Below are 13,509 nucleotides of genomic sequence, written 5' to 3' on the forward strand. Positions count from 1 at the left end.
TTTTAAGAATGATTATATTATACCACAATTATTCTAATGCAAATAGTAAAATACAAATATATTAGAGTCAATAAATTAAACTACTAGCAAAATTAAAAAAGATTGTTGACTACCCTTTTAGCCAACAATCTTTCTTTCTATTATCTTCTTGATAACGACTCTCTATATTTAAGTGGTGTCATTTTCACTAGAGTTTTGAATATTCTAATGAAGTAACTTGTATCAAAATATCCAATATAATCAGCTACTTCTGAAATTGAAAAATCAGTATTCGCTAATAAATAACAAGCGTTAGAAATACGTTTATCATGAATATAATCTACAATACTAATCCCCATATCTTTGTTAAAGATTGAAGATAGATAACTCTTATTCACACCTAGATAATCACTTACATTATCTAAACTTATTTTCTCTGAAATACGATCATTAATATATGCTATACAGTTACGTACTACAGCCTGTTTGTCTTTATATTTATTTCTATCTACAAGTAAGCAATAGCTTCTAATAACGTCTTCTGATAAATCATAGTTATCAAGTTTATTTTTAATCTTAACCCATAATTCTTCAATACCTAAATAATCATCATTATGTTGTTCTAAAGCATAGCGTAATAAATCATTCATATTATATGATTTTCTACGACGAACATTAACACCTTGTTCAATATGATTTTCTTCTACCCCGTGATTTCTTTGACGAAGATCGAACAGCATATTTACACGAGAAATATTCCCATCTACTACAGCTTCTAAGATTTCATGTTTAAACTTAACCTCACTCTCTAAAATTCCGTTTAAATATGTATTTTTTCTAGAAGCCGTTCTTCTTACATTTTTTACACTTGAATCTTCTATTAAGACAATTGCATCTAAGAAGTCTACATCTTCACTTTCTACTAATAATTCTATTAAATAGTTGAATTTCTTTCTTGGTGTGATTGGCAATGAAAAATACACATCACGAATTAATTCACTAATACTTGCACCATACTTAGTTAGTGATTCTTGGAATAATTTTGTTGGTATTAAATACTCTAAAAATGGAGTAATTAAGTAAAACTCTTCTTCATTTTCACTCGGTATGAATAAACAAGAAATTCCCAATCCACTTTGACATTTTACTAATTTGCCTGCATGTAACCCTTCTTTAATTTTTGGTAAATTTCTCTTAATAAATCTACTGAAAATACTACTTAATTGCTCTTCTCCTAAGTTAAAACGTATTTCTTCATCAGTATATTTATAAGTCAATACATCTCCATTTAAATCTAAAATATCCTTAATTCGCTCAATTTTTTTGAATGAACTTCTCATTTTACCTACCTCCTAACGACTTTTAATTTTAATCTATTGTAATATCACGTCTTGCATTTACAATGTATGAAATTGTAAAGAATACAACACTATATGCTACTAGCATGATAATTAATGCATTTGCATTATCAAACTTAAATACTTCCCTTACAGCATTTCGAGCTGCTTCATTTTTATAGTAATCACTAAATAATGGAACATCAAACATATGGTATTTTGCCCATGAATATTTTGAAACAGCAAAAACTGTTAGACCTTGTATTAATCCAGTTCCTAAAAGTGACAGCATTACTAATACTAGTGATAAAATTTGTGTTTTAAACACTACACAAACTAATACAACCATAGCAACAAAGAAGATAAACACCGCTAAATCTGCTAAATTTGTAATGATTAGTTGTTTAGCAACTGTTCTACCAAAATATCCTTCTTCTATAGTATCCTTCAAGTGGTTTAAACCTACTTTTCTATCAAAAAACACATAGTATTTTGTTAAAAAGTCAAATACTGTTCCTACTACTAAGAAAATAATGTAGTTGATAAACGCTAAAACTATTTTCGCAGTAAGTATTGCAGAACGTGATTTTGGTTTTGTGTATAAGAATTTAATAGTTCCTTTTGAATACTCTTGAGATAGATTATTAGCTAACATAATTAATGAGAATACCAAAGCAAGTGCAGCTGAAACTACTGTTATTCCGCTTAATATTTTCACCGCATCGATACCATCTTCAAATTGTTTTTTTGTAAAATAACTATTTAGTAAAATAATCCCAAATGACAGCAAGAAATATAGCCACGTAGTTTTCTTTTTATAATCTTTTATAAATTCATTTATTAATAATTTCATTATTTTCTCTCCCCTCCTGTAATTTGTAGGAATCGATCCTCTAATGATGTATGTAATTCGCGAATTGTATCTAATTCTACATTATTATTAACTAGATATGTAATAATACGAGCTTTTTCCTCACGGTTAAGATTTTCAAATACAAAGCCATCTTTAGTTAACTCATATTTAACACCTAGTTCTCTTACTAATCTTTCCGTTTTTTCTACATCGTAAGTTTTTATTAATGTTTTAATAACTTCATCTGCCACAAGATTTTCTAATTTATCATCTGCAATAATTTTACCTTTTTCAATTACGATAACTCTATCACAAACTTTTTCGATTTCATCTAATAAATGAGATGAAATTAAAATTGAAACTCCTGTTGCTGCAATTTCTTTAAGTTTATTACGGAAGTCTTGCACTCCTTGCGGATCTAAACCATTTACTGGTTCGTCAAGAATTAAAATTTTAGGATCATTAAGTAACGCTTGAGCTAATCCTAAACGTTGGCGCATACCTAGCGAATAAGTTTTAACTTTTTTTCTTATAACTTTTTTCAGCCCAACGAATTCTACTAACTCTTTCATTCGCGCTCTTGTAACTTTTTTACCACAAACACGAGCATTTTGTTTTAAGTTAGACCATCCAGACATATAGTTATAAAACTCAGGTGTTTCAATCATCGCTCCAACTTCTTTAAGCATAGTAGTCTTACCCAAACCTAAAGGCTTCTCAAAGCAATAAACATCTCCTTTGGATACTTTAGTTAATCCAACCATCATTCTCATTATTGTAGTTTTACCGCTACCGTTAGGACCTAATAGTCCAATAATCTCTCCTTCACGCATATCAAAAGTGATATCCTCAACAATTGTTTTTAAGCCAATACGTTTTTTTAACCCTAAAACTTCAAGAACTACTGGACTTTCTTCCACTTCTTTCTTTACTTCTCTTACTTGTTCTTTTTCAACAGCATGTACTAGCTCATTTCTATCTAATACTACTGTTTCCGCATGAACATCAACTTTTTCTTTAACTACAGGCATTATTACCGTCTCTTCACGGTTTTCCTGCACATCACTTGTCTTTCTAGTGTATATAGAAGAATTTTCTATGTCTACTTGTTTTCTAATTTTTTCAAGTAAACTTGCATAATCTTCAGATTTTTTACTATTTATTCTCAATTCTTCATTACTTAATATATCTTTATTTTTTTCTGAATTTGTCATTATTTGTAGAAGATTCCTTTCTCATAAATTTTCTTTTATATTATATCATATTTATACTATTATTTCCATTAAATAATGAATAATTATTTTTTATTTTACTACTTTCTTTCTTTACATATTACAAACTCTAATTTAAGATTTTTCTATTTATATATTTTTCTTTTTCTTATGAAAATTGGAAATCCTTATATAGCAACACCCATAACATTTTCATTCATTTATATTTTCTTAAAATTTTGATTATACTTGTACATACATTATTATAAAAATTCTAAAAATTAATATATAACATTTATGATTTCATTATAAGTTTAATTGTTGCTAAAATCTATATTTGTTTTTATATTAGCCTTTGGAAATGCTAAACTATAAAATTTATTATTACAGATATAATGTACTTTTTTTCATTTACATAACCTTATTAATAACCTACACTATAATCAAATCTAAATTACATTTAAATTTATGATATAATATAAATTGAGGTGAAATTATTATGAAAAAAGAACTTAGAAAAAAATTTATTATAGAACGAAATAATCTAACAGAGAGATATAGAAATGATGCATCATCTAAAATTTTTTCAAATCTTGAAAAAAATAAATTATTTGAATCTGCTGAGAAAGTATTTATCTTCGTTGGTTTTGGCAGCGAAATCGCAACCTTACCATTTATAAAAAAATGGATAAATAAAAAACAAATTTTTGTACCAAAAATTGATAACAAAACAATGAATCTAGTACATATTACATCTATAGATGATTTAGCTCCAGGGCATTTTGGAATACTAGAACCTACTAGTACCACTTACTACAATGAGGAGATTGATTTAGTAATTACACCTTCTATAGTGTTTGACAAAAAGGGTTATCGACTTGGCTACGGTAAAGGTTATTATGATAAATATTTCGCAACAAATAAGCATAAAACTAGCATCGGTTTATCTTATGATAAATTACTTCAAGAAAAAATCCCTACTGAGAAACATGATAAAAAAGTGGATATTATAATAACAGAGGAGCAAACATTAATAATCAATGAAAGATATAATAATAACAACTAGTGTAAAAACCACCCTAGAATTAAATAACCAAGCACAAAAACTAGCTAATGAATTAAATTTAAACTATATCAAAAGAAATAAAACAACTATTAAACAATTACTAGAAACCGTAAGAGGTGTAATAGTTATTTATAAAAACAAACTTAGTTATTTCGAAAACGATTCAGAATTTTTCTTTCATTTAGATACAACTGCATTAAAAATAAAAAATTCGGACAATGAACCTCTAATTGAAATAATAGGTAAAGAAAAACAAAGTGTTCTAGATTGTACGATGGGTCTTGCAGGTGACAGCATTCTACTAAGTTATTATGGACACAACGTTACTTCTATTGAGAAAAATAAGATTATACACCTAATAACAAGTACCGGACTTAAAAATTATATATCTCCTAATGAAGAAATAAACAAAGCTATGAGAAAAATTACAACTCATAACTACGATTGCATAGATTATTTAAAAAGAACTCCTGATAATGCATTCGATATAATATACTTTGATCCAATGTTTTCACATGATATAACTGAATCTAATAATCTAGACGGGATAACGCCCCTTGCCGATAATCATTTTCCATATGATGAATTCATAAAAGAAGCATATCGGGTTGCAAGAGACAAGATTATTATTAAAGCTCACTTCAAGGACAATGTATTTGAAAAATACAACTTTATAAGAATAATTAGAAAAAACACTAAATTCCACTTCGGATTCCTCAATATAAATCAAAAAACCAAAAACTAAGCTTTAAAGCTTAATTTTTGGTTTTTCATTTTTCATTTCTTTTACAGCTTGATAACCATCATATCCAGTGATTTCTTTGAAATCACGATACAAAGAATTCTCCTCAGACTTAGCTCGAACTACACTCTTAAAGTCTTTATATGCGGCTTTAAACTCTGCTAATTCCACTCCTGATAAATAACATTCTTCTATTAAATCTAAAAATTTAATAATAATAGTTATCTCATCTGTATTATATAATGTATAATCTATTGGATAGTTAAATTCCATACGTTACCTACTCAAATGTATATCCAACACCACGAACTGTTCTTAAGTTCTTATCGTAACCAATTTTTCGTAGTTCTTTTCTTAATCCCGAAATATAAACTTCGATAGCGTTTATAGTTGTTTCTGAATCAACACCCCACACTCGATCAAATATTTCTTCTTTTTCAAGTACGATGTTATTATTAATTACAAAGAATGATAATAGTTCAAGGTATTTCCCTTTAATAGTATCAAGTGTCCCTTCGCTAGATGATACCAATTCATTTTTAAGATCTAATACTAAATCATTATAAGTAATTTCATTCTCACCTTTTAAATTACTTTCACGTTGAAGTAAATTTGACATAGTCGTCAGTAAAAGAGAAGCATCTGCTACACGCGGTAGATATTCTGTTACTCTATATTTCATAACTCTAGCCTTTTCTTCAGTTGATTCAGCTATAGTTATAATTATTACTGGTGTTTTTTGTTCTTTTCCTTCTCGAATATAATCAAGTAGGTCTATTCCACCCATTCCAGGTAAAATACTATCAGCTATTACAAAATCATATTTGTTTTCATCAACAAGTTTTTGTCCATCTAATCCATTATAACAAACATCAGCATCAAATTTTTCTGCAATCGCAGCTTTTAATGACGCAGCTAATAATTTGTCATCTTCTACAATAAGTGCTCTAAGCATCAGTAACTCCTCCTTATATTTTTCTATTTAATCTATCTAGGTTCTTATTTTATAACTTTTCAAAAAAAAATACAACTAAAAACTACAATATTTTTTACTATTTTTTTATTATAAGAAAATATACAATACTAGACAATAATATTCCTACTAAAGCCCCACTACTATCTATTACTACATCAACGATGTTCCCATCTCTTCCTGCTACAAAAGTCTGATGGAATTCATCACTTGAGGCATAAAGAACAGAAAACAGAAAACTTAATATCACCGTTTTTTTAAAATCTCTCATCTTGTCTTTTTCCATAAATATGTTTGTCGAATAACAAAACGAGAAAAAACCTAAAGCCATATATTCACTAAAATGTCCTAATTTTCTTATGATTAAATCATTAGAAATCTTTGATGATTCTGGACCAGCTTGGCTAGAAAATAAAAATATCACTGTACAAACTAAAATTAATATTATTAATGAAAAGTATTTCTTATATAAAAGTTTAATAATAATTTCTCCTTAGTATTTATTTTAATATTTTTTTCCTACTTTCTATGATACCACATTATTCAAATTAATGATAATATTTGTAAGTAAAATAAGCAAAAAAATACTTTTATTTTTTTTATAATCAGCTAAAAAACATAATATTTTCTCTAAATTACTCATATAATGAAAATTATTATTTTTTATTATAAATGAAAATTTAATTTTATAGAGAGGCTGACCCAAAAGTCCTAAATTTTAAAAAAGTGTATATGATAACTCATAGACGCAGTGGTTTATTGATATCTAAATCAGCTTTATAAAAGCTTTTTAGATATCTAATAAACTGTAGGGGACTCGACAAAATCGATTTCTATGAAATCGCGATTTTTGAGTCACTCCCAACTTCTTTTAAAATTTTATCTGTTATACGAAAAATAGAGGGCGATTCTTTAAATATGATTTCGAAAAAATCAATTTAACAGAGTCGCCCTAGTAATATATTTGCAGAATACTACAACCTAGTAGCGAACCTTACTAAATCTGATTAATAAATATCAATTATATTCCACTAACAAGTTATTTTAATTTTCTTTTCTTCTAAGTAGATAAAGTGCAAGTAACACCGTACTTCCTATGAAGACTGAAGTATCAGTTTTCCCTTCACCTGTCTTAGCTAACATTCCTTTTTGAGCATCCACTTCAACACTTTCTATAGTCGGTACTAATTGTTCTGGAGCTCTCGTTGGAACTTGAGGTTTGTCCCCACGCGGTGTTTCTGGTTTATCACCTTTTGGTTCTTGTGGTTTGTCCCCACGTGGTGTTTCTGGTTTATCACCTTTTGGTTCTTGTGGTTTGTCCTCACGTGGTGTTTCCGGTTTATCACCTTTTGGTTCTTGTGGTTTGTCCTCACGTGGTGTTTCCGGTTTATCACCTTTTGGTTCTTGTGGTTTATCTTCACGTGGGTGTTCTGGTTTGTCCTCTTTTGGTCCTTGCGGTTTATCATTAGTTGGTTTGTCTTCACAAGCACATTTACCATCCTTACCATCACGACCATCTTTACCATCTTTAACTACTAATTCTTGCTTAGTTCCATCTGGATTTGTAATGATAATAGTACGCGTTCCATCTGCATTTCCTTTTGTTTCAATTGTAGATGATTTACCATCGATTCCATCCTTTCCGTCGCGTCCATCTTTTCCATTCTTCACTACGAACTCTTGCTTAGTTCCGTCTGAATTTGTAATAACAATAGTACGCGTTCCATCTGCATTTTCTTTTGTTTCAATTGTAGATGATTTACCATCTTGTCCATTTTTTACAACGATTTCTCGTTTTGATCCATCTGGATTTATAATAGTAATTGTGTATGTTCCACCTTGGTTTTCTTTTGTTTCAATTGTAGATGATTTACCATCAATTCCATCACGACCATCTACTCCATTATAGATATCTTCCTCACTGATTAATGTATCACCAGTATTGTACGTTAAATTATTATCATTGTCGTAGTAAACCGTAATATGAACCCCGATTGGTTTAGCTGTCGGTTGAGGAGCAGGAGTAGAGTCCACACTTCTTGCTCTTCTCGCGCTTCGAGGTTGTGCAGGATAAATTGGTTTTAGTTCAACACTTGGTGCACGACCATCTTGACCATTTTCTCCATTTTTAATAGTTGTTGTAATTGGATCTTTTCCATCTGGTTGAGTAATTGATATTGTATGACTTCCATCTGGATTTGTTACAACACTAACTGCAGGTGTAAAGCCGTCTTTCCCATTATCGCCCTTATCACCTTTTGGTCCGGCTACTCCATCTTGACCGCGTTCCCCTTGAGGACCTTGTTCACCCTTGTCCCCTTTTGCTCCAGTTGCTCCAGTTTCACCTTTTTCACCCTTAGCCCCAGCTACCCCGTCTTGACCATCTTTTATCACGGATGTCCCTAGAACCGTATCTGTTCCTTCGTCAAACTGGTTATTTGAATTCTTATCGCTATAGAACGTCAATGTCGTTTCTTTCGTAGTTTCATCACGAGCTACTTTGACTTTTGGAGTTTCTCCATCTTTACCATTCTTAATAACGGTTGACACTGGTTGTCCTCCTGGTTGTGAAATCGTAATTGTATGAGTTCCATCATTGTTTTCTTCCACTGTAACTGTCGGAGTCGATGGTGTCGGCGGCGTTAAGTCTACAATATCAATTGTAATGTCTTTTGTAATAGACTTACCTCCTGCACTTGTTACCGTTACTGGTATATCAAATGCCCCAGTTACTGTTGGTGTTCCTGAAATAGTCTTAGCAGATTCATCATACGTTACACCCGCTGGTAATTTTGTTGTATCCACAGTAAGTGAAACTCCATCTGGTACTGTAAAAGTAATTGGGCGAAGGCTTGTTTTTCCTAAGGCAATCATTTGTCGATCATTTTTAATGTCTAATGACACTGGGTCATCTACTACTTTTAGAATAATAGTTGCTTCTGCATTATCATTTGAAGTTCCTTTACCTAACAATTCAGAATCTAGCGTTGCTTTCAAGCGAATTATATATGTTCCAGGCTTGGTTGGAGTTCCACTAATTGTATGCGTTGCAGAATTATAATTTAATCCTGCAGTTGATTCAAGGTAAGAATCTATATCTCCTTCTGGTAAATCTACACTTAAATAACGAGCCCCTAAGTTTGAATGTTCACTGTGCGAAACAACCATACTTTTAATAGTCTCACCAAGTCGAATAGTTTGCTCTTTTTCTGTAACATTAATACTTACTGGAAGTGGGCGAACATTAATTTTAATATGTCCCCCATCAACTGGTGATTCTGCCATTTCTGGGAAAGTAGCCTTATATGGAATTAAGTATTCTCCCACTTTAGATGGTGTTCCAGAAATTGTTCTACTTGCTGGATCGTAAGTAACTCCTGGCGGAAGTTTACTTGTATCTACTTCTAATCTTGCTTTATCGTCAGAAGGGGTTAAAACTAAACCTTCTATAGCACTTAGAACATCTATTTCTTGTTCCTTATCCTTTACATCAACACTTAAATCACGTGGTGTTACCTCAATCGTTAACGTTGCACTTGCTGTTGAATTACCACTAATTGTCGGACTAGTTGCTGTAAATGTCGCTGTATAAGTACCCACTTTTGTTGGCGTTCCTGAAACTGTTTTAGTTGTAGCATCATAGTTTACACCTGGAGGTAGTGAACCTGAAGTTATCGATAGCACCGCACCATCTGCTTGAAGGTTGATCGGTGGCAGTTCATCTAAAACTTTTACTCTTTTTTCATTATCAGGAATAGAAAAGTTTAGCGGTACACTGTTTACTGTGATATTTATATTAGCATATGCATACTGGTTATTCCCCGATTTATCAGTTCTATAAACATAAGCATATGCTTGGAATGTTCCTACTTGAGTTGGTGTTCCAGTTATAGTTTTATTATCCGTAGACCAATTTAAACCTCTTGGCAAAGTACCTCCAACTGAACTTACATTAGCATTTGCAGGTAGTTTAAGAGTAATCGGTGGAATTGGTTCTCCTGCCGTATAAGTGTAATTAGCTGTTGGAACATTAAAACTTCCTGGAGTTACTGTAAGGTCTACTATCTTAGTGATTGACTTATTGTCTTTAGTAGCCGTTACCGGTATAAAATAACGACCTTCATACTGCCCAGTTCCTGATAAAGTCTTACTGTTTTCGTCATATTTTATTCCTTCCGGCAACTTAGCAGAATCAACTGTGACTGTAGCCCCTTCTGTAGCTGTTATCACCATATCAGCAAATTTAGTTCCTTCTGATACCGTTTGTTTATCATTAGAAATCTCTAAAGATAACTCCGTTACTGGTGAAGCATTTACCTCATAAGTAAACTTCGTCTTAATCTGACGACTTTCACCTGCATTATTCATATACGTAGCCGTAACATAAGCTGTTTGAGGTTTATCTGTTTTCTTTAAAGCGTATCCTACTACCCCTGTATTATCCGCATTAGGGCTTAGCCAGATATAGTCTCCCTCTGATTCAACCGTTAAATTCGTAATCTTACTTCCATTTGTCATTGAAACAGGAATATTTGGAATTACTTGACCTTCAGTCCAAGTCTGATCACCAATGGCATTTAATCCATCCATTACCTCGAAAGTAAATTCTCGTACTGGAGCATCTTCTCCATAGTGTCCATCCTTAGCTTTCGCTGTAATCTTATGAACACCTACAGGTAAGATTACCCCATTTTCTTTTGTAATCTTGTATTTAGTTGGATCATCTGTTCTTCTTGTAATTGTAATTCCTTCAGAAGCTGTTATATTCATTAACTCTGCATTCTCTTTATTTAATACTAAGTCACCAAGTTCTTGAGTTTCTGATTTTTTTTCAATTGCCACTGGAATTGGATTTTCCACTTGATAAAGTTTATCTGCCTTAAATAGTACATCAGCATGAGTCAAGTAATAATTCAATCTATTATCTCTATCATTAGCTACCGCACGTTCCTGAGTTCTAACAGGCACCGTGAATATTTTTTCAGTCCCAAAACTATCCGTCGTTTTAAACTTAATTATAAAGTTTTCTTGCTGTTTAGGAAGTTTTGTAAACCTTACTCGGTAAGGATTTTTATCTTCATAACTATAATTAATATCCCAATTATGAGATTCACCTTTAGAAATATCAACTAGTTCATATGCTACATCAGTATTTTTATCTAATCGTTCAAACTTATCAATTCTTACCTTATCCAAAGGAACAGAACTATCTGTAAAACGTAATCCAAACTCAGTGTAATAATGAAGAGTATCTTTTTTAGCATCTTTAATTGTTCTTCTAACGTATGGGTCGTTTAAATAATTGTAGCCTTTTAAATAAGAACTATAGATTTCCGGATTATAATAACTAACATTTTCACTATCATAACCTATAGCGTATCCAAAGGTTGTTGTAGGAATAACCAAATTACTTTCTGAACCATCTGCTGCACTAGGGTTTAAAATATAAGAAGCGTACCTGCGTGTATTTATTTCAAAAGTTCCAGGATTTCTAATAGTTAGAGGTATACTCTTTTTATATTGACCGTCTTTAGAAACTAAACCAATATCATAAGTTCCTTCTTTAACAGTCTTATCTAAAGTTATTTTTCCTGAAATTCTTTGATTGGTAGAATCATAAGTTAACCCTAGGTCTTTGGCTCCCTGAGTTAATTCAACTCCTTCTTTAGGATCTATACGGCTAGTTCCAGTTTTATAACTTAGTGTTATTTCACGACCATCTTTGGTAACAATACTATAGCCAGACTCATTCTCGACAGTGATATAAGGTAGTTCATTAACCGATTTCACTACTAGTTCTGTTGTATACTCTTTACCTTTGAATATAAAACCAGGATGATAAGTACCAGGTTCTATAGTATTTCCTATTCGAGCTCTAAACTCAAGAAATCCGTCGTAAATTCTGCCAAAACCTAAGTCTTTAGCATCCTTATTCAGCTCAAACTCTCGAACAACATCATAATCATTGTAATATTGATTTCCATCTTTTTGTGAATCAACAAATTCTTTTGATACTGAGAATTCTACATTAGTAGATTCATTAGCTAAATACGAATACACTGTCTTAGATATCGGAGTAAATACTGTCGGAGTTGAAGTTGTCTCCGCATCCAACCTATAACTAACTTTCCCTGAATGCCCTACTCCTCTAAGCTCTAAGTATAAAACCTCAAGCGTCGCTTCTATAGTTCGCACACTGTTATTTAATTCTTCTAGAGTCGCTTTATCTTTTGTTAAAAGTTGTTGTGCTTTACTCTCTTCCTGCTTAGAACTCTCTAAATTCATGGTTAATTTAGTTCTAACTTCTGCACTAACTTCTTTTCCTGCTATATATTTTTCAGCTTCTTGGCTAACTGCCCTAGATTCCAAAAGTCTATTTGATAAAGTATCCTTAGCTTCTTGAACTTCTTTTTTCTCTAAAGATTTTTTATCTTCTTTTTCTTTTGCTTCTGAAGTTTTTTCTGCTTCTTTTTCTTTAGAGTCTACTTTATCGGTAGTCTTCTTGTCAGCTTTTTCTTCAGATTTTTTTGGTATTCCTAGATTCACAGAATTTGGATTTTCTTCTGATTTTGGTTTTGTTTCTGTGTTTGTAGAATTTTCAACTGTACTATCTTGTTTTTTACCTATAACCTCATCTTCTATATCTTTAGGTTTCCCGGCTGATACATCAGCTATCTTATTCGCTACCTCAGTACCAACAACTTCTCCAGCTTGCACTTCTGGAACGTCTGATATAGTACCCACATAAAACTGTGCAGCAAGAACCGATGCTACACCGACACTAAGTTTACGTATCGCATATTTCTGTCTTTTTTCTAACTTCATATAATTAAATGATCTCCTTCTATAAATATATTTCTTTAATTCCTCTTACATATAGATAATAACTAATAAAAACTTAAAAAGCTCTGAAGATTTATTATACCTTAAAGATAAATTCTTTATTATTTAACTTATCACTATAAACTCAATAAAAAGCTATTAAATTCTAGATATTCATTATCTCTATTACACATAGACAATACTCCAAAAGTATACCACAAATTATGATCCTAAGTAAATATTTTTAATATAATTTTAATACAAATTTAATATAATTTAATATTTGGATTTAAATTATTATAATCTTACTAAGTGCTAATTAGAGAGTTTTTTTCTTTGCTTTTTATTTAAAATCTTCCACTAAATAACTTTAGAAAATAAAAATATAATAATTTAGGTTAATATAATAAAAATAATTTTTAAATTGTATTTTATTTTGGGAGTGACTCAAAAATCGTGATTTCTGAGAAATGATGTGTACCCAAAATTCTGGACACATATATATTTAATTTAGACATGTGGATGT

General features: G+C 31.1%; 10 protein-coding genes. 3 read left to right on the plus strand and 7 right to left on the minus strand.

The window, feature by feature from the left end; translation table 11 throughout:
• Positions 1-140: 140 nt before the first annotated feature.
• Genes RWQ74_RS02170 through RWQ74_RS02180 form a run of 3 tightly spaced genes read right to left on the minus strand, consistent with a single transcriptional unit; the run spans position 141 to position 3,383 of the window.
• On the minus strand, positions 141-1,319 hold the full coding sequence (locus RWQ74_RS02170; protein ID WP_314396364.1) for an AraC family transcriptional regulator: 1,179 nt from the start codon (positions 1,317-1,319) through the stop codon (positions 141-143).
• A 28-nt stretch (positions 1,320-1,347) separates the two neighbouring features.
• Entirely contained in the window at positions 1,348-2,169 is an 822-nt protein-coding gene (locus RWQ74_RS02175; protein WP_314396367.1) for an ABC transporter permease subunit, read from the minus strand.
• Positions 2,169-3,383 (minus strand): ABC transporter ATP-binding protein, encoded by a 1,215-nt coding sequence (locus tag RWQ74_RS02180; protein WP_314396369.1) that lies wholly within the window; start codon positions 3,381-3,383, stop codon positions 2,169-2,171. Before RWQ74_RS02180 ends, RWQ74_RS02175 begins: the two co-directional genes overlap by 1 nt.
• A 496-nt stretch (positions 3,384-3,879) precedes the next feature.
• Between RWQ74_RS02180 and RWQ74_RS02185 the strand changes: the two genes are divergently transcribed.
• The gene (locus RWQ74_RS02185) at positions 3,880-4,446 is read left to right on the plus strand and encodes a 5-formyltetrahydrofolate cyclo-ligase (protein ID WP_314396371.1); all 567 of its coding nucleotides are present in this window, start codon (positions 3,880-3,882) and stop codon (positions 4,444-4,446) included.
• A complete protein-coding gene (locus tag RWQ74_RS02190; RefSeq protein ID WP_314396373.1) occupies positions 4,421-5,191 on the plus strand; it encodes a class I SAM-dependent methyltransferase in 771 nt (256 codons plus the stop codon). Before RWQ74_RS02185 ends, RWQ74_RS02190 begins: the two co-directional genes overlap by 26 nt.
• Before the next feature lie 3 nt (positions 5,192-5,194).
• On the opposite strand, the gene RWQ74_RS02195 is transcribed toward RWQ74_RS02190, so the two are convergent.
• From RWQ74_RS02195 to RWQ74_RS02205, 3 genes are all read right to left on the minus strand, one after another.
• The gene (locus RWQ74_RS02195; protein ID WP_314396375.1) at positions 5,195-5,461 is read right to left on the minus strand and encodes a UPF0223 family protein; all 267 of its coding nucleotides are present in this window, start codon (positions 5,459-5,461) and stop codon (positions 5,195-5,197) included.
• A gap of 7 nt (positions 5,462-5,468) precedes the next feature.
• Positions 5,469-6,143, minus strand: coding sequence for a response regulator transcription factor (locus RWQ74_RS02200; RefSeq protein WP_314396377.1), 675 nt, complete (start codon positions 6,141-6,143; stop codon positions 5,469-5,471).
• A gap of 97 nt (positions 6,144-6,240) precedes the next feature.
• Positions 6,241-6,585: a VanZ family protein gene (locus tag RWQ74_RS02205; protein ID WP_314396379.1), complete on the minus strand. Its 345-nt coding sequence runs from the start codon at positions 6,583-6,585 to the stop codon at positions 6,241-6,243.
• On the opposite strand from RWQ74_RS02205, the gene RWQ74_RS02210 reads away from it, so the two are divergent.
• Entirely contained in the window at positions 6,521-6,658 is a 138-nt protein-coding gene (locus RWQ74_RS02210; protein WP_314396386.1) for a hypothetical protein, read from the plus strand. The two genes, RWQ74_RS02205 and RWQ74_RS02210, sit on opposite strands and share 65 nt — an antisense overlap.
• 547 nt (positions 6,659-7,205) lie before the next feature.
• Here RWQ74_RS02210 and RWQ74_RS02215 read toward each other — a convergent pair.
• Positions 7,206-12,986: a putative Ig domain-containing protein gene (locus RWQ74_RS02215; protein ID WP_314396382.1), complete on the minus strand. Its 5,781-nt coding sequence runs from the start codon at positions 12,984-12,986 to the stop codon at positions 7,206-7,208.
• Positions 12,987-13,509: the final 523 nt, after the last annotated feature.

The organism is uncultured Gemella sp. (assembly GCF_963525165.1).
GTDB lineage: Bacteria > Bacillota > Bacilli > Staphylococcales > Gemellaceae > Gemella.

Coding starts and splice junctions, on each gene's coding strand:
- RWQ74_RS02210 (WP_314396386.1), top strand. CDS start 6,521: ATGATTAAATCATTAGAAATCTTTGATGATTCTGGACCAGCTTGGCTA.
- RWQ74_RS02185 (WP_314396371.1), top strand. CDS start 3,880: ATGAAAAAAGAACTTAGAAAAAAATTTATTATAGAACGAAATAATCTA.
- RWQ74_RS02195 (WP_314396375.1), bottom strand. CDS start 5,461: ATGGAATTTAACTATCCAATAGATTATACATTATATAATACAGATGAG.
- RWQ74_RS02215 (WP_314396382.1), bottom strand. CDS start 12,986: ATGAAGTTAGAAAAAAGACAGAAATATGCGATACGTAAACTTAGTGTC.
- RWQ74_RS02200 (WP_314396377.1), bottom strand. CDS start 6,143: ATGCTTAGAGCACTTATTGTAGAAGATGACAAATTATTAGCTGCGTCA.
- RWQ74_RS02190 (WP_314396373.1), top strand. CDS start 4,421: ATGAAAGATATAATAATAACAACTAGTGTAAAAACCACCCTAGAATTA.
- RWQ74_RS02180 (WP_314396369.1), bottom strand. CDS start 3,383: ATGACAAATTCAGAAAAAAATAAAGATATATTAAGTAATGAAGAATTG.
- RWQ74_RS02170 (WP_314396364.1), bottom strand. CDS start 1,319: ATGAGAAGTTCATTCAAAAAAATTGAGCGAATTAAGGATATTTTAGAT.
- RWQ74_RS02175 (WP_314396367.1), bottom strand. CDS start 2,169: ATGAAATTATTAATAAATGAATTTATAAAAGATTATAAAAAGAAAACT.